General features: G+C 67.4%; 20 protein-coding genes and 1 pseudogene. 11 read left to right on the top strand and 10 right to left on the bottom strand.

Annotated features, from left to right (window positions below; translation table 11 throughout):
- Positions 1-918 (bottom strand): class I SAM-dependent methyltransferase, encoded by a 918-nt coding sequence (locus BST14_RS08655; RefSeq protein ID WP_083064106.1) that lies wholly within the window; start codon positions 916-918, stop codon positions 1-3.
- A gap of 74 nt (positions 919-992) precedes the next feature.
- On the opposite strand from BST14_RS08655, the gene BST14_RS08650 reads away from it, so the two are divergent.
- Positions 993-1,799, top strand: a complete 807-nt coding sequence (locus tag BST14_RS08650; RefSeq protein WP_083064105.1) for an enoyl-CoA hydratase/isomerase family protein — start codon at positions 993-995, stop codon at positions 1,797-1,799.
- A gap of 3 nt (positions 1,800-1,802) precedes the next feature.
- Here the strand turns inward: BST14_RS08650 and BST14_RS08645 are convergent, their stop codons facing one another.
- From BST14_RS08645 to BST14_RS08630, 4 genes are all read right to left on the bottom strand, one after another.
- The gene (locus BST14_RS08645; RefSeq protein WP_083064104.1) at positions 1,803-2,669 is read right to left on the bottom strand and encodes an LLM class flavin-dependent oxidoreductase; all 867 of its coding nucleotides are present in this window, start codon (positions 2,667-2,669) and stop codon (positions 1,803-1,805) included.
- A gap of 110 nt (positions 2,670-2,779) precedes the next feature.
- Complete coding sequence (locus BST14_RS08640; RefSeq protein WP_083064103.1) at positions 2,780-3,523, bottom strand: STAS domain-containing protein; 744 nt, start codon at positions 3,521-3,523, stop codon at positions 2,780-2,782.
- A 379-nt stretch (positions 3,524-3,902) separates the two neighbouring features.
- Complete coding sequence (locus BST14_RS08635) at positions 3,903-5,123, bottom strand: DUF4873 domain-containing protein (RefSeq protein ID WP_083064102.1); 1,221 nt, start codon at positions 5,121-5,123, stop codon at positions 3,903-3,905.
- Positions 5,120-6,025, bottom strand: coding sequence for an AurF N-oxygenase family protein (locus BST14_RS08630; protein WP_083064101.1), 906 nt, complete (start codon positions 6,023-6,025; stop codon positions 5,120-5,122). Before BST14_RS08630 ends, BST14_RS08635 begins: the two co-directional genes overlap by 4 nt.
- Positions 6,026-6,150: 125 nt before the next feature.
- Here BST14_RS08630 and cobF point away from each other — a divergent pair, with 125 nt between their 5' ends.
- From cobF to BST14_RS08615, 4 genes and pseudogenes are all read left to right on the top strand, one after another.
- Entirely contained in the window at positions 6,151-6,897 is a 747-nt protein-coding gene (gene cobF, locus BST14_RS08625; RefSeq protein ID WP_083064100.1) for a precorrin-6A synthase (deacetylating), read from the top strand.
- 4 nt (positions 6,898-6,901) lie between these two features.
- Positions 6,902-7,138, top strand: a pseudogene (locus BST14_RS31380) (DNA-formamidopyrimidine glycosylase family protein); the annotation flags it as partial.
- A gap of 168 nt (positions 7,139-7,306) precedes the next feature.
- On the top strand, positions 7,307-7,765 hold the full coding sequence (locus tag BST14_RS30825; protein ID WP_245845345.1) for a zinc finger domain-containing protein: 459 nt from the start codon (positions 7,307-7,309) through the stop codon (positions 7,763-7,765).
- A 41-nt stretch (positions 7,766-7,806) separates the two neighbouring features.
- Positions 7,807-8,556 carry an SDR family oxidoreductase gene (locus tag BST14_RS08615; RefSeq protein WP_083064098.1) on the top strand — a complete coding sequence of 250 codons (750 nt, stop codon included), beginning with the start codon at positions 7,807-7,809 and terminating at the stop codon, positions 8,554-8,556.
- An 81-nt stretch (positions 8,557-8,637) separates the two neighbouring features.
- Here BST14_RS08615 and pgi read toward each other — a convergent pair whose 3' ends face one another.
- Positions 8,638-10,302 carry a glucose-6-phosphate isomerase gene (pgi, locus tag BST14_RS08610; RefSeq protein WP_083064174.1) on the bottom strand — a complete coding sequence of 555 codons (1,665 nt, stop codon included), beginning with the start codon at positions 10,300-10,302 and terminating at the stop codon, positions 8,638-8,640.
- Between the two features lie 128 nt (positions 10,303-10,430).
- Positions 10,431-10,751 (bottom strand): chorismate mutase, encoded by a 321-nt coding sequence (locus tag BST14_RS08605; RefSeq protein WP_083064097.1) that lies wholly within the window; start codon positions 10,749-10,751, stop codon positions 10,431-10,433.
- A gap of 396 nt (positions 10,752-11,147) precedes the next feature.
- Here BST14_RS08605 and pcrA point away from each other — a divergent pair, with 396 nt between their 5' ends.
- Positions 11,148-13,520: a DNA helicase PcrA gene (gene pcrA / locus BST14_RS08600; protein WP_083064096.1), complete on the top strand. Its 2,373-nt coding sequence runs from the start codon at positions 11,148-11,150 to the stop codon at positions 13,518-13,520.
- Here the strand turns inward: pcrA and BST14_RS08595 are convergent.
- Positions 13,517-14,128, bottom strand: a complete 612-nt coding sequence (locus BST14_RS08595; RefSeq protein ID WP_211280683.1) for a hypothetical protein — start codon at positions 14,126-14,128, stop codon at positions 13,517-13,519. The two genes, pcrA and BST14_RS08595, sit on opposite strands and share 4 nt — an antisense overlap.
- 1 nt (position 14,129) lies before the next feature.
- Entirely contained in the window at positions 14,130-15,185 is a 1,056-nt protein-coding gene (locus tag BST14_RS08590) for a M23 family metallopeptidase (RefSeq protein ID WP_083064095.1), read from the bottom strand.
- Positions 15,186-15,508: 323 nt separating this feature from the next.
- On the opposite strand from BST14_RS08590, the gene sucC reads away from it, so the two are divergent.
- From sucC to BST14_RS08575, 3 genes are all read left to right on the top strand, one after another.
- Positions 15,509-16,675 carry an ADP-forming succinate--CoA ligase subunit beta gene (gene sucC, locus BST14_RS08585; protein ID WP_083064094.1) on the top strand — a complete coding sequence of 389 codons (1,167 nt, stop codon included), beginning with the start codon at positions 15,509-15,511 and terminating at the stop codon, positions 16,673-16,675.
- Between the two features lie 13 nt (positions 16,676-16,688).
- The gene (gene sucD, locus BST14_RS08580) at positions 16,689-17,591 is read left to right on the top strand and encodes a succinate--CoA ligase subunit alpha (protein WP_083064093.1); all 903 of its coding nucleotides are present in this window, start codon (positions 16,689-16,691) and stop codon (positions 17,589-17,591) included.
- Between the two features lie 107 nt (positions 17,592-17,698).
- The gene (locus tag BST14_RS08575; RefSeq protein ID WP_083064092.1) at positions 17,699-19,225 is read left to right on the top strand and encodes an acetyl-CoA acetyltransferase; all 1,527 of its coding nucleotides are present in this window, start codon (positions 17,699-17,701) and stop codon (positions 19,223-19,225) included.
- A gap of 94 nt (positions 19,226-19,319) precedes the next feature.
- Here BST14_RS08575 and BST14_RS08570 read toward each other — a convergent pair whose 3' ends face one another.
- Positions 19,320-20,168, bottom strand: coding sequence for an LLM class F420-dependent oxidoreductase (locus BST14_RS08570; protein ID WP_083064091.1), 849 nt, complete (start codon positions 20,166-20,168; stop codon positions 19,320-19,322).
- A 254-nt stretch (positions 20,169-20,422) separates the two neighbouring features.
- Here BST14_RS08570 and BST14_RS08565 point away from each other — a divergent pair, with 254 nt between their 5' ends.
- Both BST14_RS08565 and BST14_RS08560 read left to right on the top strand, forming a co-directional pair.
- Entirely contained in the window at positions 20,423-21,322 is a 900-nt protein-coding gene (locus BST14_RS08565) for a DUF5336 domain-containing protein (RefSeq protein WP_083064090.1), read from the top strand.
- A gap of 47 nt (positions 21,323-21,369) precedes the next feature.
- Entirely contained in the window at positions 21,370-22,734 is a 1,365-nt protein-coding gene (locus BST14_RS08560) for a cell division protein PerM (protein WP_083064089.1), read from the top strand.
- Positions 22,735-22,807 lie beyond the last annotated feature (73 nt).

Below are 22,807 nucleotides of genomic sequence, written 5' to 3'. Positions count from 1 at the left end.
CTAGAGCCGCAGCGCCCTGACGAAGCTGATCGTGGTGGCGGGAACCTCCTGTTCGGTGGGTCGCAGTTCCGGCAGCCCCGCGGCGGAGAACAGGTCGGCCAGCCGAAATGTGGTGGTATCCCACCCGTTTGCGGCCAGGTGCGCGGCGACGTCGGTGTGCTCGCCGGGGTACGCCAATCCGGCGATGTCCAGCTCGAGCCCCTGCCGCCGCCACCCCTCGGTCATGCGCCGCGCCTGCTCCTGCCCCTCTGGCGTCGACGGGGCGACGGTCCCGAAATCGGCGGCGAACCGGCTGCCCTCGCAGGACAACGGGATGATGGCGTCCAGCAACCGCACTTCGGCATCGGGCGGAAGGAATCCGATCAGCACTCCTTCGGCCAGCCACGCCGTCGCCTGAGCCGGGTCAAAACCCGCCTCCTGCAACGCCGTCGGCCAGTCGTCGCGCAAATCGATGCCCACGGTGCGGAATTCGGCGGTGGGGGCCGCGCCGATCTCGGCCAGCGTCGCCGTCTTGAACGCGATCACCTCCGGCTGATCGATCTCATACACCGTGGTCCCGACCGGCCATCGCAGCCGGTAGGCCCGCGAATCCAGCCCCGACGCCACGATCACCACCTGGCGCAGCCCGGCCTGGCCGGCGGCGGCGAAGTAGTCGTCGTAAAACCGGGCACGGGCGGCGAAGGTGTCGACCATCCGCGAGAAGGCGATGCCCTCCTCGAGGTCGGCCGAATCGAGTTCGCCGCTGGCCAGCTTGGTGAACACGTCCAGCCCGACGGCACGCACCAGCGGCTCGGCGAACTCATCGGTGATGACCGGTTGTGGGTGTTTGGTGGCGGCCGCGCGGGCCGCGGCGACCATCGTGGCGGTGGCGCCCACGCTGCTGGCCAGGTCCCAGCTGTCGCCTTCGGTTCGTGCCATGGCTTCTCCTGTGGTGTGTGGCAAAACCACCGTATGCCTCATCGGTAACTGGGCACGTCGCCTACGGTTCCCCTATGCCCGCAGTGACACTGGAAGCCCTCGAAGACGACATCGCCTGCATCACCCTGAACCGGCCCGAGCGCCTCAACGCCATCGATGGTTCGCTGATCGACGGCGTCGACAACGCGCTCGATGCCCTGGACACCGGCGAGTTCCGGGTGGCGATTTTGACCGGCGCCGGGCGCGGGTTCTGCGCCGGCGCCGACTTGAGCGGCACCGGCCAGCCGTGGACGCAGAACAAGCCGACCACCCCGGCGTTCAAGGTCAACTACGACGCGCAGGTTCGGTTGGCCAACCTCTACACCCGGATCTACGAGATGGACATCCCGGTGATCGGCGCGGTGAACGGTGTCGCCGTCGGTGGCGGCCTGGCCTTCTCGTTGGTCTGCGACGTCCGGGTCGCGTCCGAGCAGGCCCGGTTCGGTTCGGTGTTCATCAAGGCGGGCTTCTCGTCGATGGACATGGGCACCAGCTACCTGCTGCCGAAAATCGTCGGCGCCGGCGTGGCCCGCGAGCTCATGCTCACCGGCCGCATCATCGACGCGGCCGAGGCCTATCGGATCAAGCTGGTGCACGAGGTCGTCGCCCCCGACGAGCTGATGCCCGCCGCGCTCAGGCTGGCCCGCTCGATCGCCGAGAACAACGCTTATGGCGTGTGGCAGACCAAGATTGGGCTCAACGCCGCGCTCGACGCGCCCAGCCTGCGCCATGCCATCGAGCTCGAGAACCGCACCCAGATCCTCAGCGGCTTCACCAATAACCCGGTCGAGGCCGCCTTGGCCCACCGGGAGAAGCGCGCGCCGAAATGGGATGTGCTGTGACCGCTAAAGCTTCGCGATCACGTTCTCGGCGAACATCTCGAGGTTGCGGATCTTGCTGTCCAGCGGTTCGGTGTCGTTGCCCTTGATGTAGGGGATACGGAAGCCGACGATGACGTCGGTGACGCCCTTGTCCTCGAGCCGTTTGATGCCGTCCGCCGTGTAGGCGTCGGCCGAGATGACGTGGATCTCGAAGGGCCCCGTCTTGCCGGCCTCTTCGCGGAATTTCTTGAGTTTGGCCAGCAGGTGGTCGAGTTCTTGCGGGTCGCCGCCGCCGTGCATCCAGCCGTCCAGGCGCGCCGCTCGCCGCAGGGCGGCGTCGGCGTGCCCGCCGATCAGAATCGGGACGGGCTTGGTGGGGGCCGGCGTCATCTTGGTCTTGGGAATGTCGTAGAACTCGCCGTGGAATTCGAAGTAGTCACCGGTGGTGAGGCCCTGGATGATCTCGATGCATTCGTCCATCCGCTTGCCGCGCCTGGCGAACGGCACACCCAGCAGCTCGTAGTCCTCGGGCCATGGGCTGGTGCCCACGCCGAACCCCACCCGGTTGTCGGTCATCGCGGCCAGCGACCCGATCTGTTTGGCCACCAACGCCGGTGGCCGGATGGGCAGCTTGAGAACGAAGAAGTTGAACCGCAGCTTCGTGGTCACCGCGCCCAATGCCGATGTCAGCACGAAGGTTTCGATGAATTCTTTGCCGTCCAGGAATTCGCGGTTGCCGTCCGGCGTGTAAGGGTACTTCGAGTCGGATTCGAAGGGGTAGGCGATGCTGTCGGCGATGGTCATGGCGTCGTAGCCGGCCGCCTCGGCTGCCTTGGCCAGCGGGATGTAGTACCTAAAGTCAGTCATCGCCTCTGCGTAGGTAAACCGCACGTCGTCTGCCTTCCTGGAGGGTTCGTCCCTCGAGATTAGAACGTGTTCTAGTTTCAGCACAACCGGCGGACGGGCGCGCCGGGAATCGGGACGCCGGAGGCTGGTTCGGACTAGAGCTGGTTCTCGGGGCCGATGACGGCCCACACCGTCTTGCCGGACGCGGTGGGCGTGCTGCCCCACGCGCGTGACAACGCGTCGACGATCGCCAGACCGGACACGTCGACGCCCTTCGACGGCGACGGCAGGCGCACCGCGGGCGCGGTGCTGGCGTCGGATACCGCGATGGTCGCGGCGGTACCTTGCGCTTCGATCCGCACCACCGGAACGCTCGCGGTGTGTTCCAGCACGTTCTCCACGAAGACGTTGACCACCACCAGAGCCACCGGAATGAGCTTGGACTGCGACCAGGTGGTGAGCCATTCGCGGACCATGCGCCGTGACTCGCGCAGGCTGGTCAGGTCGGCTGGCAACTGGACGTCGGCCCGCCGCACCGGACGGCGGCTGTTCTCGCCGAGCGCCTTCATCGCCGCCCTTTCGCTCGAATAGACCGGCATGAAGTGCGCGACACCGCTGCGGCTGATCGCATCGCGGGCAGCCCGATCGGTGCACACCAACACGATCGGAACGTGGGGTGCGCTGCTGAGCTGCCAGTACGCGCCCACGAAGCTCGACCACGCCGATTCGGCGTGCACCTTGAGTCCGGAGACGTTGACGATGACGGCGGCGGTTTCATCCGACGCGGCCCTGAGGATGCGCTCGCGAACAGTGGTGGAGTTGGCGGCATCAAGCTCGCCGTCGACGGTCAGAACGGCTACCGAGTTATCCGTCCGCAACGCAACGGCCACGGGGTTCATCCGAGCTCGGTCCTGGCGTCCGGTTCCATTTCCCGCTCCTCGAATTCTGCCGGGCCGATCGCTTGAGTATTCGCTCTCAGGAGCAAGAGTCTACTTCGCGAGTCGTCGGCCTCAATGCAGGCGGAAAGCGCAGGCTGCAATCGGGATTCCCCCGAATCTATGTCGCAAGCCCGCAGAAGCATGATGTGCTCCCCTCCCCATCCGCCGGGGCGTCGAGTCACATTGCCCCGACGCGCTGTGGAGTCGATCGCCCCGCACGCGCTTTGAACGGGATTACCACACGAGCAGCATGCCAAACTTTTCGGTATGTCCGCCAAACGTGCGGTAACCAGCGCAAAGGTGGCGGTGATCGGCCTGCGCGCCGATGCCGAGATGGGGCTCAGCGCTCGCTCAGTGCGTAGGGTGGAGCGCCCAACCCAACGACCGAGTGCGATCCCCACGGCGTCTGTTCGACGATGCGTGCCGGCGCACTGCGCCGATCGATGGTCAGTGTGCCGGTCCGCGCCTGCCGCAAGACGTCGTCCGGCAACGGTTCGGACGCCGGACCAAAGACCGTTCCCTGCCAGTGATAGCGGCCGTCGAGCGGGTCCAAATGGCCGGTCAGCCGGACCCGTACCGAATGGCGGGCGCCGCCGATCTCCAGCGTGGCGGCTCCGCTGTACGTGTCGTCGCCGGCGGGCGCACTGGCCGAAAGATCGAAGGCGGATGCCACCGGGGGCGGCGCCGCCGGCCGCAACTGAGCCCGCTCGTTGAACACCCGCTGGCTGCTGGCACGCACCTCGATGCGGGCGCTAGCGGTGCGCGCCATGGCGTTCAGGCACGCGGCGACGTAGCGCGCCTGGGCGTCGCGATCGGGTCCGGTGATGACGAAATAGTTCGGGAATCCGCGAATCGCCACCCCGCAGAACGGCTCCATCCCGTCGTGCCAGGCCCGCCGCAGGGTGAGGCCGGCCGCGCCGATCAAGTTGTGGTCGGCGGCGTCTTCGGGGATGAAGAAGCCGGTTCCATAGACGATGGCGTCGACGCGGTGGTCGACGCCGTCGGCGGTGCGCAGGCCCGTTGCGGTGACCGCCTCGATCGCCGAGGCGGCGATGGACACCCGGGGCCGCGCGGCCCCCGCCCGGGCGCGGCGGCTCAGCCAGCGTTTGACGCGGGTGGACCACCCCGGGATGTCGGCCACCACCCGACGCGGCGCATGCGCGTACACGGTGACTGACGCCGCGGCCCGGGCCAGGCGCTCGAGGTGGTGGGCCGCGGTGGTGTCGGTACCGATCAGCGCGATGTGCTTGCCGGACGGATCGAATCCGCAATCCCATGCCGCGGCGTGAAACGACACGCCACGAAAGTCGTTGTCTTGGGGCAGTTTCGGTATCCAGGGAGTCCCGAGCCGGCGGTTCGCGTCGACGACGACGTGCGCCCGGACGACGTCGTCGCCGTCGGTGTGCAACGTCCAGACGTCGGCGTCCTCGTCGAACACGGAACGCGGGACCGAGACGTCCAGCATCGCGACATCGGTCACGCCGGCCGACTGCAAAACGGATCGGACGCCGCGGGCACCGGCGTCTGCACCGATGACAACCAGCGGATGGTCAGCCGTCATAGAAACCTGCTGCGCTTCCAGCCGCGGCGGGCGATCGGCCCCATCAGGCCCACCTCCGTCAAAAACGCCGCCAGTGGAGCGAAGCCGGCAACCTGCATATCGCGGCGATGCGGGCTGGTGCGCGCGACCCTTTGGGCCCGCTTGGGATCCAGGCCCGCCCGCGCGTAGGGGACCGGGTTGCTAAACAAGTAGTTGAAGAAATATCCGCCCAAGCCGTTGATGTTGGCCATGAACCAACGGTTGAAGCGGGGCATCTCGACGACGCGCTTGCGGGCACCGTCGCGCGCGAACTGAATGTGGCGTGCCTCCTCGGTGACGTGAATCCGCATGAGACGCTGGATGATTGGCTGAAGTTCCGGGTCGTCCATCATCTGTCGCTGCAGCGAGTCGAAGATCTCCTCGCCTATCAGGGCGGCCACCCACAGCATCGAGCCGCGCTGAAACGCCAGCGGCAGCGCATTGATGATCATCCGGTGGAACAGCTTGGGGCGCACCGGTTTTGCTCCGATGCGTTCGATGGCCTTGCCGAACATCACCATGTGGCGGGTCTCGTCGCCCAGTTCGGTCAGCTTGTAGTGCGTCGAGCGGCTGGTCGGGTCCTCGTGCAGGATCGTGCGCAGCAGCGCCTGGTTGAGCATGTTCTCGAACCAGATCCCGGCCGAGAGCGTGTTGACCAGTTCCTGGCGGGACAGCTCGATCTGTTGCTCGCGGGTCATCTCGTCCCACATGGGCGTGCCGTAGAGCGACACCAGCCGGGGCGGCAGGTAGAACTTGTCCGGATGCAGCGGGGCGTCCCAATCGATGTCGACGACGGGTTGGTAGGACTTTTTGACCGAGCCCTTCAGCAATCGGTCCGAGAATTCTTCACGACTCGGCCCACCTGGCTTCGTCGGAGCGGTCATCGCTGGCGTCCCTTCATCGGATGCTTCAGACGGTACCCATGGTACCGGGTACTTGGGGACCCGACTAGATGCCGAAGGTTGCGATTCGGCAATCTGACGGGCAACGAGCATCGGGAGGCGACGCAGTGGGTCGGCACATCCACGTCATCGGTATCGGGGCCGGGGACCCCGATTACCTGACCGTGCAGGCGATCGAGGCGCTTAACGACACGCAGGTCTTCTTCGCCATGGACAAGGGCGAGCAGAAGAGCGACCTGGTGGCGCTGCGACGCGAGGTGTGCGAGCGGTTCATCCGGGCGCCGGGCTACCGCATCGTCGAGCTGGTCGATCCCCGGCGCGCAGACGATGGCGACTACCGGGGCGCCGTTGCGGATTGGCACGCCGCCCGCGCGCAGATCTGGGCCGACGCGATCACCGCAGAGCTGGGTCCACACGGTGTCGGCGGGTTTTTGGCGTGGGGCGATCCGTCGCTCTATGACAGCACCCTGCGCATCCTCGACGCGGTCGCCGCGCGCGTCGACTTCACGTTCGACGTCATCCCGGGGATCACCGCCGTGCAGGCGCTGACCGCCCGGCACCGCATCCCGCTCAACGAGGTCGGCGAACCGGTCCTGATCACCACGGGCAGGCAACTGCGTACACACGGGCCCTGTCCGGGATCGGCCGTCGTGCTGCTCGACGCCGACTGTTCGTTCCAGGTCTGCCCGCCGGACACGCGGATCTGGTGGGGCGCCTACCTCGGCACCGACGACGAAGTGCTCATCGCGGGCACGGTCGGCGAGGTGGGGCCGCGCATCGTTTCGCTGCGAGCCGAAGCCCGCGCCCGGCACGGCTGGATCATGGACACCTATTTGCTGCGACCGGCACACTGAAACCGTGCCCGAACTACCCGAGATCGAAGCGCTGGTCGACCACCTGCGGCGCCACGCCGTGGGCCTGCCGATCGGCCGGGTCGACATCGCCGCCCTGTCCGTGCTCAAGACCTTCGACCCGCCGATCAGCGCGCTGCACGGCCAGACCGTCGCCGGGGCCGAGCGGTGGGGTAAGTACCTCGGGCTGCGCACCGACGGCCTCTTCTTGATCGCGCATTTGTCGCGTGCGGGCTGGTTGCGCTGGTCGGACCAGCTGGGCGGGGCGCCGCTGCGGCCCGGCAAGGGCCCCATCGCGCTGCGGGTGCACCTCGGTACGCCGGGTGAGGCGCCCGGTTTCGACCTCACCGAGGCCGGCACCCAAAAGCGGCTGGCGGTGTGGCTGGTCGACGACCCGGCTCAGGTTCCCGGAATCGCCGCGCTCGGCCCGGACGCGCTGGATCTGGACGCCGACGCGCTGGCCGATCTGTTGGCCGGCAACACCGGCCGGATCAAGACCGTCATCACCGACCAGAAGGTGATCGCCGGGATCGGCAACGCGTACAGCGACGAAATCCTGCACGTCGCGCGGACCTCGCCGTTCGCCACGGCCGGCAAGCTGTCCGATCAGCAGCTCGCCACCCTGCACGACGCGATGGTCTCGGTGCTCACCGATGCGGTGACCCGATCCGTCGGACAGGGGGCCGCCACGCTCAAGGGCGAGAAGCGCTCCGGGTTGCGGGTGCACGCCCGCACCGGCCTGCCCTGCCCGGTATGCGGCGACACCGTGCGCGAAGTCTCGTTCGCGGACAAGTCTTTCCAGTACTGTCCGACGTGTCAGACCGGCGGGAAAATACTGGCCGATCGGCGGATGTCGCGTTTGCTGAAGTAGTCGCCGGGCCGGGGCTTGACACTCGTCGATATGCTGCCCCGGTGACTCGCCAGAAGATCCTCATCACCGGTGCCAGCTCCGGCCTGGGCGCCGGCATGGCGCGCGCGTTCGCCGCCAAGGGTCGCGACCTCGCGCTCTGTGCGCGTCGCACCGACCGGCTCGATGAGCTGAAAGCCGAGCTGTCGCAGAAGCATCCGGGCATCAACATCGCCGTCGCCGCGCTCGACGTGAACGACCACGAGGCCGTCCCCAAGGTGTTCGCCGAACTCAGCGACGAACTCGGGGGAATCGACCGCATCGTCGTCAACGCCGGCATCGGCAAGGGCGCCAAGCTGGGCTCCGGCAAGCTCTGGGCCAACAAGGCCACCATCGAGACCAATCTGGTCGCAGCGCTGGTGCAGATCGAGGCCGCGCTGGAGATGTTCAACAAGAACGGATCCGGGCACCTGGTGCTCATTTCGTCGGTGCTCGCCAACACCGGCGTTCCCGGCGTCAAGGCCGCTTACTGTGCCAGTAAGGCGGGACTGACGTCTCTGGGTGAGTCGCTGCGCGCCGAGTACCCCAGGGGGCCGATCCGGGTCACCGTGATCGAGCCCGGTTACATCGAGTCGGAGATGACCGCCAAGTCGACGAGCACAATGTTGATGGTGGACAACGAGACTGGCGTCAAGGCGCTGGTCGGTGCCATCGAGCGCGAGCCCGGCCGGGCGGTGGTGCCGCGGTGGCCGTGGGCGCCGCTGGTGCAGTTGATGCGGGTGCTGCCGCCTCAGCTGACCAAGATGTTCGCCTGAGTTTGTGTGCCGCGAGCGTGCGTGTTTGGCCGCGACACGCCGCCCGAGCGCGTGCAACTGCGCACGCTCGGCAGGAAAGGATCAGCTGGTGCGGCCGCGTTCGCTGCGGTAGCGGCGCACCAGGGCGTCGGTGGAGCTGTCCGACTGCGGCGTCGGTGAGCCGTCCGCGGTGATCACCGGAAGCAGGGCCTTGGCCTGGGTCTTACCCAGCTCCACGCCCCACTGGTCGAACGAGTCGATCCCCCAGATCACGCCCTCGGTGAAGACCTGATGCTCATACAGCGCGATCAGCTGGCCCAGAACCGACGGGGTGAGCCGGTTGGCCAGAATCGAGGTCGACGGCCGGTTGCCGGGCATCACCTTGTGCGGCACGATGTCGGCGGGCGTGCCCTCGGCGGCGATCTCCTCGGCGGTCTTGCCGAAGGCCAGCACCTGGGTCTGGGCGAAGAAATTGCTCATCAACAGGTCGTGCATGCTGCCGTCGCCTTCGGCGGTGGGCAGGTCGTCGAGGGGTTGGCTGAACCCGATGAAGTCGGCCGGGACCAATCGAGTGCCCTGATGCAGTAATTGGTAGAACGCGTGCTGCCCGTTGGTTCCCGGTTCGCCCCAGAAGATCTCACCGGTGTCCGTGCCGACGGGGCTGCCGTCCGCGCGGGTCGACTTGCCGTTGGATTCCATGGTCAGCTGTTGCAGATAGGCCGCGAAGCGCGCCAGGTCGTTGGAATACGGCAGCACAGCACGCGATTGCGCGCCCATGAAATTGGAGTACCACAGGCCGATAAGCCCAAGCAGCACAGGCGCGTTGGATTCCAGCGGCGCCGTCTTGAAATGCCGGTCGATGATGTGGAACCCGGATAGGAAGTCCGCGAAGGCTTCTCTGCCGATGACGGCCATCACCGACAGGCCGATCGCCGAGTCCACCGAGTAGCGGCCTCCGACCCAATCCCAGAACCCGAACATGTTATCGGTGTTGATGCCGAAGTCGTCGACGAGGCGCTTGTTGGTGGAGACCGCGACGAAGTGCTGGGCCACCGCGGCATCGCCGAGGGCGTCGGTGATCCAGCGGCGCGCGGCCGTGGCGTTGGTCAGGGTTTCCAGCGTCGAGAACGTTTTCGACGCCACGATGAAAAGCGTTGTGGCGGGGTCCAAGTCGGCCAGGGTGGCGATCAGGTCGGCCGGATCGACGTTGGAGACGAAGCGCGCCGAGATCCCCGCATCCGCGTAGTGGCGCAGCGCCTGGTAGACCATCACCGGCCCGAGGTCTGATCCGCCGATGCCGATGTTGACGACCGTGCTGATCCGTTTGCCGGTGGCCCCCGTCCACTCACCGCTGCGCAGCCTGTCGGTGAACTCACCCATCGCGTCGAGCACCGAATGCACCTCTACGACGACGTTCTGACCGTCGACGGTCAGTGCGGCGTCCCGGGGCAGTCGCAGCGCGGTGTGCAGGACCGCGCGATCCTCGGAGGTGTTGATGTGCACCCCGGAAAACATCTGGTCGCGCCGTTCTTCGAGATTGGCCGTGCGCGCCAGATCGACCAAAAGCCGCAGCGTTTCTCGCGTGACGCGGTGCTTGCTGTAATCGATGTAGAGGTCGCCAACGGACAGGGTCAGGTCGCGGCCGCGATCGGGATCGTCGTCGAAGAACTGGCGCAGATGGGTCTCGCCGATCTGTTCATGATGCCTGCGCAGGGCGTCCCACGCCGGGGTGGCGGTGATGTCGGGCAGGGTGTGCACGGAGGTCATGGCGTCGCTCCTGTTCATCGCTTCGCTCCGCATCGTCGCCGACGCGGGTCATGCTTCGACCCTATGGGCTGTGAGGTGACGGAGCCAGGTATAGCGGCGAGCGCTGCGCGGGCTATGCGCCGCCGCGGTCAGTGACCGAGCCGGCCGCGGCCCAGGCGCAGCAGCAGTATCGCCAGGTCCTTGCCTTCGGGGCCGAGTTCGCTGTAGCGCTCGATCACCTTCATCTCGCGGCTGTGGACCAGTCGCGTGCCGCCCGAGGCCATTCGGGCCTTGCCGATCGCCCGGGACACCTCGGTGCGCCGCTGCACCGCGGCCAGGATTTCGGCGTCGAGCCGGTCGATCTCCTGACGCAACTCGTCTATGTCGGTAGATGCTTCGGTCGCCACCGTCTCGATGTTCATCTCTGCTGACTCCGCGTCGTCGTCGTGATGTGGGGGTTCTGGTTTCATGCAGTATCGGGCCTCACAAAGACGAGTCCCGAGTGCCGGAAGCGGACCACGGGGACTCTGCGGAAGCAGTTAGACCACGGGCACCGCGAACCGGTACCCGTATGAAAGTCGGCGGCGCCACTCCTGGGCCGAGGAGCGTGGCCGGCGCTGCGCGTTGAGCACGAACCGAGTGTGCCACTAAAGACAATGAACGCGCAAAAACATCCCGTTTGAGCTGCTCTTTTTTGACTCGGGTGCAAATAGCCGGCCGGACGAGTCCAGGTCGACCAAAACGGCATTCCGACGCGCTCGATTTCCGGTAGCGTCCGTGACGCCGTACCGGCCGTCGCGCACCACTCGCCTGATCTGCTGCCAGGGCGCTTAGACGTCGGTGGGCGGCGGTAAGTTTGGACTGACATGAGTGTGCACGCAACAGATGCCAAGCCGGCCTGGCAAGCAGAGCAACTGCTCAAGGATCTCAATCCGCAACAGCGCCAAGCGGTGGTGCATGAGGGTTCCCCACTGCTGATCGTCGCGGGCGCGGGTTCGGGAAAGACCGCGGTGTTGACCCGCCGCATCGCCTACCTGATCGCCGAACGCGGGGTTGGGGTCGGGCAAGTGCTGGCCATCACCTTCACCAACAAGGCCGCCGCCGAGATGCGCGAACGGGTGGTGCGGCTGGTGGGCAACCGGGGCCGCGCAATGTGGGTGTCCACCTTTCACTCGACCTGCGTGCGCATCCTGCGCAACCAGGCGTCCCTGATCGAGGGCCTCAACTCCAACTTCTCCATCTACGACGCCGATGACTCGCGGCGCCTGCTGCAGATGATCGGCCGCGACATGGGCCTCGACATCAAGCGCTACTCGCCACGGCTGCTGGCCAACGCCATCTCCAACCTGAAGAACGAGCTGATCGACCCGGCCGGGGCGGCGGCCAACCTGACCGACGATTCCGACGAGTTGTCCCGCACGGTGGCCAGCGTCTACGGCGAATACCAGCGCCGCCTGCGCGCGGCCAACGCATTGGACTTCGACGACCTGATCGGGGAGACCGTGGCGGTGCTGCGGGCCTTTCCGCAGATCGCCCAGCACTATCGGCGGCGGTTCCGCCACGTCCTGGTCGACGAGTACCAGGACACCAACCACGCGCAGTACGTGCTGGTGCGCGAACTGGCCGGCCGTGGCGGTTCAACGCCGTTCACCGAAGCCGGCCCGGGGGCAGGCGGCGACGAGGGCTCCGACGAGGTGCCGCCGGCGGAGCTGTGCGTGGTCGGCGACGCCGACCAGTCGATCTATGCGTTCCGCGGGGCCACCATCCGCAACATCGAGGACTTCGAACGCGACTACCCGGACGCGACAACCATTCTGCTGGAACAGAATTACCGGTCGACGCAAAACATCCTGTCCGCCGCGAACTCCGTGATCGCCCGCAATTCCGGACGCCGGGACAAACGGCTGTGGACCGCCGAAGGCGCCGGCGAGCTGATCGTCGGCTACGTCGCCGACAACGAGCACGACGAGGCCCGATTCGTCGCCGAGGAGATCGACGCGCTCGCCGAGAAGGGCGAGATCACCTACAACGACGTTGCCATCTTCTACCGCACCAACAACTCGTCGCGATCCTTCGAAGAGGTGTTCATCCGCGCCGGAATCCCCTACAAAGTCGTTGGAGGAGTGCGCTTTTACGAGCGCAAGGAGATCCGCGACATCGTCGCCTACCTCCGGGTACTGGACAATCCCGGCGACGCGGTCAGCATGCGGCGCATCCTCAACACCCCGCGCCGGGGGATCGGCGATCGCGCCGAGGCGTGCGTTGCGGTGTATGCCGAGAACACCGGCGCCAGTTTCACCGACGCGCTGGTGGCCGCGGCCGAAGGCAAAGTGCCGATGCTGAACTCGCGGGCGGAGAAGGCGATCGCCGGCTTCGTCGAGCTGCTGGACGAGCTGCGCGGCCGCCTGGACGATGACCTCGGTGACCTGGTCGAGTCGGTGCTAGAACGTACCGGATATCGCCGGGAGCTGGAATCGTCCACCGATCCCCAAGAGCTGGCGCGCTTGGACAACCTCAACGAACTCGTCAGCGTCGCACACGAATTCAGCACCGACCGCGCCAACGCCGCGGCGCTGGGCGAGTCCTTGCAGACACCCGAAGACGAGGACGTGCCGGATACCGGTGTGCTGGCGGAATTCCTGGAACGGGTCTCGCTGGTCTCCGACAGCGACGAGATCCCCGAAGACGGCGCCGGCATGGTCACCCTGATGACCCTGCACACGGCCAAAGGCCTCGAATTTCCGGTGGTGTTCGTCACCGGCTGGGAGGACGGAATGTTCCCCCACATGCGGTCCTTGGACGATCCGGTCGAACTCTCCGAGGAGCGGCGGCTGGCCTACGTCGGGATCACCCGGGCCCGACAACGCCTGTATGTGAGCAGGGCGATGGTCCGGTCGTCCTGGGGGCAGCCCATGCTCAACCCGGAATCGCGCTTCCTGCAGGAGATTCCGCAAGAGCTCATCGAATGGCGGCGCACGGCACCCGCCCCGTCGTTCAGCGCGCCGGTGAGCGGCGCCGGTCGGTTCGGCACCCCACGGGCGGCTCCGACCCGCTCTGGGATGAGCAAGCGGCCCCTATTGGTGCTCGAACCGGGCGATCGGGTGACGCACGACAAGTACGGGCTGGGCCGAGTCGAGGAGGTGTCCGGTGTCGGCGAATCGGCGATGTCGCTGATCGACTTCGGCAGCTCGGGACGGGTGAAGCTGATGCACAACCACGCCCCGATCAGCAAGCTCTAAGCGCACGTTCGGCGAAGGTCAGCATCCAGCCAGCGTTTCGTTTGCGGCAGCAGCACCAGCACGACCGTGGCGATCGGCAACACGGGCAGCAGGTGCACAACCCACGCGACCCGCGCCCCGGCGATGAACACGCCGAGGTAGGTGAGGACGGCGACGAGCGCGCCGGCCATCAGAAGGTAGCGGCTGATCGATCGGCGCTGCAGCAGCAAGATCACGCCCGACACCGTGGTGCCGGCGAACACCAGGGCAAGGAACGCGACCGCGACGCAGAACAGGCGGTCGGTTCGCCACCAACCGGCGATCAGGTCGGTCGCCACCACCGACGTGGCCCAGCCGCTGACGATGCTCACCGCGCACGCCGCGACGGCCGTCCGATCGGTGGGCTCGATGGTCGGCACTCCGGCATAACCCGTGCGGCGCGCGCCGGCACCGGCCCGATAGGGCGGCGGCTGCGGGGTGAAATGGGTGGTCGGGGTGTCCGGCGTAATGGGGATGGGCCCGGTCGGCGCACGCCGGATGATCCGTGTCCGTGAGTCGGAGGGCGGCTCGTGCTCCGGCGGGGGCTCGGGCGGACGCGGACCGGAAGGTTCTTCGTTCGGCTCGGTCACCTCAGCCAGCGTAGTTGCCGACGCTGAGACCACGCTTAGCGAGCCACGGCACCGGGTCGATCCGCTCGGTGCCGCCCTGCAGGACCTCGAAATGCAGGTGCGGGCCGGTGGAATTGCCCCGGTTGCCCATGGTGGCGATCTGGTCGCCGGCCATCACGCGCTCACCGACGCTGACCAACGCGGTGTTGATGTGACCGTAGAGCGTGACCGTTCCGTCGGCGTGGCGCAGCTTGACCAGCATGCCGTAGCCGCCAGCCGGACCAGCCTCGATGACGACGCCGTCGGACACCGCGTAGATCGGCGTGCCGATCGAGTTGGCCAGGTCGATGCCGGCGTGCAGCACGCCCCAGCGGTAGCCGAAGTTAGAGGTGAAGATGCCCTTGGTCGGCATCACGTAGAGCGGCTGCGACAATCGGGCCTCGCGCTGAGCGCGATCGTTGGCGAAGGCGACGCCCTTGGCCAGTTCCTGGTTGTGCAGCGCGGCGGTGGCCGCCGGCTCCGCCGCGATCACCTGGGGTCCGCGGACGGTGTTGCTGCCGCCCGCGCCGCCGGTGAGCGCGGATGCGTTCGCGGTCAGCACCGCGTCGGTCTTGGGGGTGTCGGCGTGGCTGGTGGCCGTGTGCGCGGCCGCGGCGGCGGCGCCGGCGGCCATCGCCGAGATCAGCAGGCGGCCCCGGGCCGCGCTGGTCGGTTGCTTGCGGTGCTGCCCACCCCGGCGTGCGGCGCCGACGACGTCGGTGGCGTGCGGGCGATCGAGCCGCCGGTCGATATGAGGCTCGATGACCACCCGCGGCAGCACCTCGGTGACTGGCGCGGCAAGCCATACCGGGCGCAAATCGTCGGCGTCGTGCAGATCGTCGAGCTCGGGCGCCAGCAGCACCTGCGCTTCGTTGTCGAATGTCGAATCGTTGCTGAAGTCCAGGTCGCCGAGATCGCCGGCGTCGTCACTGAATTCGAAATCCTCAAAATCGAAGCCGTCGAGCGGGAGGATTTCGGTTACCTCGGTGCGGTGCGGCGCTTCCGCCCAGCGGGCGCCGGCCGCGCGACCTACCCTCACGACGCCCTCAGTTACGGCAGAAGACCGGGCAAAACGGTGCTGGGACAACCTGAAATGTCCTCGTATCGTGACCATAACGTTATCTGGACCCTAGGAAGGTATCCGCTAACGCGAGGGACTGGCAACCTTGCCGCAGAATCCGGGCGGAATTGTGATTTGGATCACGCGGACGGTCAACCCCTAGCCCGTGAGCTGTGCCACATCGAAGGACGCGGCGGTCAAAGGCTTTTGAGGGGTGGATACAGTTCGTCCGTGCGAGTTGCCAAGTGCGGCACCGCCCACCAAGAGGCCTAGTAGTTGAGTCGAGCGAAGACAGAGAGTCCATGGACCTTTTCGAGTATCAAGCAAAAGAATTGTTCGCCAAGCACAAGGTACCGACTACGCCGGGACGCGTGACCGACACCGCCGAGGGCGCTCGGGAGATCGCCACCGAAATCGGTCGCCCGGTGATGGTCAAAGCGCAGGTCAAGGTCGGCGGGCGCGGCAAGGCGGGTGGCGTCAAGTACGCGGCGACGCCCGAGGACGCCTACGAGCACGCCAATAACATCCTCGGCCTCGACATCAAGGGCCACGTGGTGAAGAAGCTCCTGGTCGCCGAGGCCAGCGACATCGCCGAGGAGTACTACATCTCCTTCCTGCTCGACCGCGCCAACCGCACCTACCTGGCCATGTGCTCGGTCGAGGGCGGCATGGAAATCGAGGAAGTGGCCGCCACTAAGCCGGAGCGGCTGGCCAAGGTCCCGGTGGACGCCGTCAAGGGTGTCGACCTGGCGACCGCGCGTTCCATCGCCAAGCAGGGCCACCTGCCCGCCGAGGTGCTGGACGCCGCCGCGGTGACCATCCAGAAATTGTGGGAGCTGTTCGTCGCCGAGGACGCGACGCTGGTCGAGGTCAACCCGCTGGTGCGGACCCCGGACGACCAGATCCTGGCGCTGGACGGCAAGGTCACCCTGGACGCCAACGCCGACTTCCGTCAGCCCGGTCACGCCGAGTTCGAGGATCGCGACGCCACCGACCCGCTGGAGCTCAAGGCCAAGGAGCACGACCTCAACTACGTCAAGCTGGACGGCCAGGTCGGCATCATCGGCAACGGCGCGGGCCTGGTCATGTCGACGCTCGACGTCGTGGCCTACGCCGGTGAGAAGCACGGCGGGGTCAAGCCGGCCAACTTCCTCGACATCGGCGGCGGCGCGTCGGCCGAGGTGATGGCCGCGGGCCTGGACGTCATCCTCAACGACAAGCAAGTCAAGAGCGTGTTCGTCAATGTCTTCGGCGGCATCACGTCCTGCGACGCCGTCGCCAACGGCATCGTGACCGCGCTGAACATGCTCGGCGACGAGGCCAACAAGCCGCTCGTGGTCCGGCTCGACGGCAACAACGTCGACCAGGGCCGCCAAATCCTCGCGCAAGCCAACCACCCGCTGGTGATCCAGGCCGAGACCATGGATGCCGGTGCCGACAAAGCCGCCGAGCTGGCGAACGAGTCTTAAGGAGAGATGACCCATGTCTATTTTCCTGAACGCAGATTCCAAGGTCATCGTCCAGGGCATCACCGGCGGTGAGGGCACCAAGCACACCGCGCTCATGCTCAAAGCCGGCACCCAGGTGGTGGGTGGCGTGAATGCGCGCAAGGCGGGCACCACGGTGTCGCACGTGGACGCGAAAGGCAAGGACGTCGAGCTCCCCGTGTTCGGCACCCTCGCGGAGGCGATCAAGGAGACCGGCGCCAACGTGTCGGTCGTGTTCGTGCCGCCGAAGTTCGCCAAAGACGCGATCATCGAGGCGATCGACGCCGAGATCCCCCTGCTGGTCGTCATCACCGAGGGAATTCCGGTGCAGGACAGCGCCTATGCGTGGGCGTACAACGTCGAGAAAGGGCAGAAGACCCGCATCATCGGGCCGAACTGCCCGGGCATCATCACGCCGGGTGAGGCCCTGGCCGGCATCACCCCGGCGAACATCAGCGGAGCCGGTCCCGTCGGCCTGGTCTCCAAGTCCGGCACGCTGACCTACCAGATGATGTACGAGCTGCGCGATTTCGGCTTCTCCACCTCGATCGGCATCGGCGGTGACCCGGTGATCGGGACGACGCACATCGACGCCATCGAGGCCTTCGAGAAGGACCCCGACACGAAGGTCATCGTGATGATCGGTGAGATCGGCGGCGACGCCGAGGAGCGGGCGGCCGACTACATCAAGGCCAACGTGTCCAAGCCGGTCGTCGGCTACGTCGCGGGATTCACCGCGCCGGAGGGCAAGACGATGGGCCACGCGGGCGCCATCGTGTCGGGCTCGTCGGGCACCGCGGCCGCCAAGAAGGAGGCCCTGGAGGCGGCCGGCGTCAAGGTCGGCAAGACACCGTCGGAGACCGCCGCGCTGGCGCGGGAGATCCTGCAAAGCGTGTAGCCGGGCGGCGGGGGCACCTCCCGCTCGCGGGGGACGGGTCGCCACCATGAAAACCCTGCGAGGGGCCGGATTTGGCTGGGGCTCGACCCTCGGTAGATAGTGGGTCTATGAATCTCGACCCGAACACCCCTGTCATCGTCGGGGTGGGGCAGTTCACCGAGCGCATCGAGGACTCGGGCTACCGCGGCCTGTCGTCGGTGGAATTGGCGACGGCGGCCGCCGAGGCCGCCCTGCATGATGCCGGGGGCGACGTCACCGCCGTTGCCGCGGCCATCGACACCGTCGCCGCGACCCGGCAATTCGAGATCTCCGGGCGCACACCCGCGCCGATGGGCAAGTCGAGCAACTACCCACGGTCGGTGGCCAAGCGCATCGGTGCGGCGCCGGCCCGCGCGATACTCGAGCCCATCGGTGGCCAGGGCCCTCAGCATCTGGTTACCGAGTTCGCCGGCGTCATCGCCTCCGGTGCAGCACAGGTGGTGCTGATCTTCGGCTCCGAAAACACCTCGAGCATCCGGTATTTCGCCGACCGGGATAAGCCGGATCATTCCGAGACGGTCGAGGGTCCACTCGAGGACCGTGGCCTGGGCTACGAAGGCCTGTTCGACGACTACACCGTGGCGCATGGGCTGATCGGAGCGCCGGCCCAGTACGGGCTGCTGGAGAACGCTCGCCGGGGCCGGCTGGGCTTGAGCGTTGCCGACTATCGGCGCCAGATGGGTGAGCTGTTCGCTCCGTTCACCAAGGTGGCGGCGAAAAACCCGTTCGCGTCCTCCCCGGTGGAGCGCAGCGTCGAGGAGCTCATCACCGTGACCGCGTCCAATCGGATGATCTGTGATCCGTACCCGCGGCTGCTGGTGGCCCGGGACCAGGTGAACCAGGGTGCGGCCGCGCTGCTGATGTCGGTGGCCGCGGCCCGCCGGCTCGGCCTGCCCGAGGAGCGTTGGGTGTATCTGCACGGCCACGCCGACATGGTGGACCAGCCGCTGTTGGACCGCGTCGACCTGACGTACAACTCGGCCTCCGTGCTGGCGGTCCGGGAGGCACTCGGCGGGGCCGGTATCGGCATCGACGACGTCTCGACCTTCGATCTCTACAGCTGCTTCCCGGTGCCGGTGTTCAACTTCTGTGACGGAACTCGGCTGGCCACCGACGATCCGCGCGGCCTGACGCTCACCGGCGGCCTGCCGTATTTCGGGGGACCGGGCAACAACTACTCGCTGCACGGCATCGCCGAGACCGTCAGCGAAATGCGGGATCTGCCAGGACAATTCGGTCTGGTCGCGGCCAACGGCGGGATCATGAGCAAGTACTCCGTCGGGGTGTACTCGACCACGCCGGTGCAGTGGAAGCCCGACAACAGCGCCGCTCTGCGCGCCGAGGTCGCCGCCCGTCCCAAGGTGCCGGTCACCGTCAAGGCCGACGGTCGGGGAACCATCGAGACCTACACCGTGCGCTACGACTGGCCGGTGCGCACGGGCATCATCGTCGGCCGCCTCGACGAGGACGGTAGCCGCTTCCTGGCTTTGACCGAGGATCCCGACCTGGTCGGTGTGCTCAGCGGCGGCGAGCCGCTCGGCGCGTCGATCATGGTCCGGCCGACCGAGAAGGGCAACCGGGCCGCGCCGGCCTGACGCCGCGGTCCGTGCACGACACTTAAACCACGCAGACGACACCGTCGTCGGGCGCCGTGGTTTATGTCCCGGGACGACGAGACGACGATCGTTGTCAGACCAGGGCGGCGAGCTTGCCGGCCAGACGCTCGACGTAGGCGGCGACCTCGTCCTCGGACTTGTCCGGCAGCCCGAACAGCACCTCGGTCACCCCGAGCTCGGCCCACTTGGCCAGCTTCTCGGGCACCGGCTTGAAGTCCAGCGCCACGACCTGGGGCGCGCCGTCGCGGCCCGCGGCCGCCCAGGTGTCTTGCAGCAGCTTGACCCGCTCGTCGATGTCGAAGTCGCGCGGAGTGGTGATCCAGCCGTCCGCGCTGCGCGCGATCCACTTGAAGTTCTTCTCGGTGCCCGCCGCGCCGACCAACACCGGGATGTGCGGTTGCACGGGCTTGGGCCAGGCCCAGCTGGGACCGAACTTGACGAACTCGCCGTCATAGGAGGCTTCTTCCTCGGTCCACAGCGCGCGCATCGCTTCGAGGTACTCGCGCAACATGGTGCGGCGCCGGCCCGGCGGAACGTTGTGGTCGGCGAGTTCGTCGGTGTTCCAGCCGAACCCGACGCCCAGGCTCACCCGTCCGCCGGATAGGTGGTCAAGGGTGGCAATACTTTTCGCCAACGTGATCGGGTCGTGTTCGACCGGGAGGGCCACCGCGGTGGACAGCCGCACCCGCGAGGTGACCGCGCACGCCGCGCCCAGGCTCACCCAGGGGTCTAGTGTCCGCATGTATCGATCGTCGGGCAGCGATTCGTCCCCGGTGGTGGGGTGAGCCGCCTCGCGCTTCACCGGAATGTGGGTGTGTTCTGGCACGTAGAAGGTCTGAAAGCCGTGATCGTCGGCGAGCTTCGCGGCCTTCGCCGGGGAGATGCCACGATCGCTGGTAAAAAGCACAAGCCCGTAATCCATGCTGAGAATTAGAACGTGTTCTACCTCCGCTGAGCAAGCCGTCGTGGCACGGCCCGTCTCGCGAGCGGCTCGCGGGCCTGCCGGTGCGGGCGTAGCCGTCCAAGCCGGTGGCAGCGGCACGGGTTACGGCACGTGCGCTAGCGTGGGTGATCGACCGCGTCGCTAACGCAGCGAGGCGCCTGGAAGCACAGCGTTGCACTGCAACCGTGGCGACCGCTAGGCAGTTCAAGGCACTGGAAGCAACAGGAGGAGCCATGACCTACTCTCCCGGAAGCCCGGGCTATCCGCCGGCGCAACCCGGCGGCGCCTATGCGGGCGGCACACCGTCCTTCGCCAAGGACGACGACGGAACGAGCAAGCTGCCGTTCTACCTGAACATCGCGGTGGTGGTCCTCGGCCTGGCCGCCTACCTCCTGAACTTCGGCCCCACCTTCACCATCGGCGCCGACATCGGCCCGGGCATCGGTGGCCGCGCCGGTGACGCCGGCACCGCGGTCGTGGTTGCCGTGCTGGCGGCGCTGCTCGCCGGCCTCGGCCTGCTGCCCAAGGCCAGGAACTACACGGGAGTGGTCGCGGTCATCGCGGCGCTGGGTGCGCTGCTCGCCATCACCGAGACGATCAACCTGCCCGCCGGGTTCGCGATCGGCTGGGCGATGTGGCCGCTGGTCGCGGCCGTCGTGCTCCAGGCAATCGCCGCCGTCGTCGTGGTCCTGCTGGACTCCGGCGTGATCACCGCGCCGGCGCCGCGGCCCAAGTACGACCCGTACGCGCAGTACGGCCAGTACGGGCAATACGGCCAGTACGGACAGCAGCCCTACTACGGTCAGCAGCCGGGGGGCCAGCAGCACGGTGGGCAGCAGCAGTCGCCGCAGGGATACGGTTCGCAGTACGGTGGCTACTCGCCGAGCGCGGCGCCCACCCAAAGTGGCGTGCCGACCGGGGGTTTCGGCGCTCAGCCGTCGCCGCAGTCGGGACCGCAGCCGTCCGGGCAACAGCAGGGCCCGTCCACGCCGCCGACCGGCTTCCCCAGCTTCAGCCCGCCGCCGAACGTCGGCGGATCGGACTCTTCGGCGACGACGAACTTCTCCGAGCAAGGCGGGAGCCAGCAGGCGGGCCACGAGCAGCAGTCACCGTCTGGGCCAGCGCCCTCCTAACCGTGGGCTGTCGCGCCTAGTCGGGGACGTGCCCCAGAGTGACACGGGTGGAGGACAACCGGGCAGCAGGCGCTCGCCAGGCGCGTGACCTCGTCAGGGTCGCGTTCGCCCCGGCCGGGGTGGCGTTGGTCATCATCGCCGCGGTCACGCTGATCCAGTTGTTGATCGCCAACAGTGACATGACCGGCGCGTTGGGCGCCATCGCCAGCATGTGGCTGGGCGTGCACCAGGTACCGGTCTCGATCGGTGGCCGCGTGCTGGGTGTGATGCCGCTGCTGCCGGTCCTGCTGATGGTCTGGGCCACCGCGCGCAGCACGGCTCGGGCGACCACGCCCTACTCGTCGTGGCTGGTCGTTCGCTGGGTTGTCGCCTCGGCGCTGGGCGGTCCGTTGTTCATGACGGCGATCGCGCTGGCTGTCATCCACGACGCGTCCTCGGTGATCACCGAGCTGCAGACGCCCAGCGCGCTGCGCGCGTTTCTCAGCGTGCTCGCGGTGCATGCCACCGGCGCCGGGATCGGTGTGTGGTCCCGGGTGGGGCCGCGCGCGCTGGCGGCGGCGTCGCTGCCGTTCTGGATGGGAGATTCCCTGCGCGCGGCCTCGGCCGGCGTATTGGCGTTGCTCGGGCTGTCCGGCCTGGTGACGGCCGGGTCCCTGGTGGTGCATTGGTCGACCATGCAGGAGCTCTACGGCATCACCGATTCGATCTTCGGCGAGTTCAGCCTCACCCTGCTGTCAATGCTCTACGCGCCCAACGTGATTGTGGGCACCGCGGCGATGGCCGTCGGCTCCAGCGCCCACATCGGATTCGCGACCTTCAGTGCGTTCACCGTGTTCGGTGGTGACATCCCGGCGGTGCCGGTGCTGGCCGCCGTCCCCAGGCCGCCGCTGGGGCCGGTGTGGGTGGGGCTGCTCATCATCGGCGCGTCGTCCGGCGTGGCGGTCGGCCAGCAATGCGCCCGGCGGGCGCTGCCGTTGGTGGCGGCCGCGGCGAAGCTGTTGGTCGCCGCGATCGTCGCCACGCTGGTGATGTCCTTGCTCGCGTACGCCGGCAGCGGCCAGTTGGGCAACTTCGGCCACGTCGGCGTCGATCAGGGCGCGTTGCTCCTCGGCGTCTTCTTCTGGTTCGCGGTCGTCGGCGGTATCACGGTGGTGATGACCGGCGGAATCAGCCGCCGTCCCCGCCGGCCCAAGGTCACGCCCCCGCCCGTCGCGGCGGCCCAAGGACCGGCCGACTTCGCGAGCGTTGTCGACGCGGATCGGCTGCCCGAGGAGGAGATCTCGGGGGAGCCGGCCGACGTGCTGGATCCACCTCCGGGGGACGCCGCCGAACACAGCCCGTTGGTGACCGACGACGCGCCACCGCCGAGCGAACCCGAGCGTGGCCCGGCCGAGCGAGATTCCGAGGACTAGGGCGTGTCTGACAAATGGGGTAGCCAGAGGGTGATGGCGCGTAGGACTGCTGCGCCGCGGTAGACGACGGCGA

Origin of the sequence: Mycobacterium arosiense ATCC BAA-1401 = DSM 45069 (assembly GCF_002086125.1) — a bacterium.
In the GTDB taxonomy this organism is placed as follows: Bacteria; Actinomycetota; Actinomycetes; order Mycobacteriales; family Mycobacteriaceae; genus Mycobacterium; species Mycobacterium arosiense.
This window is presented reverse-complemented; position numbering and strand designations above follow the sequence as displayed.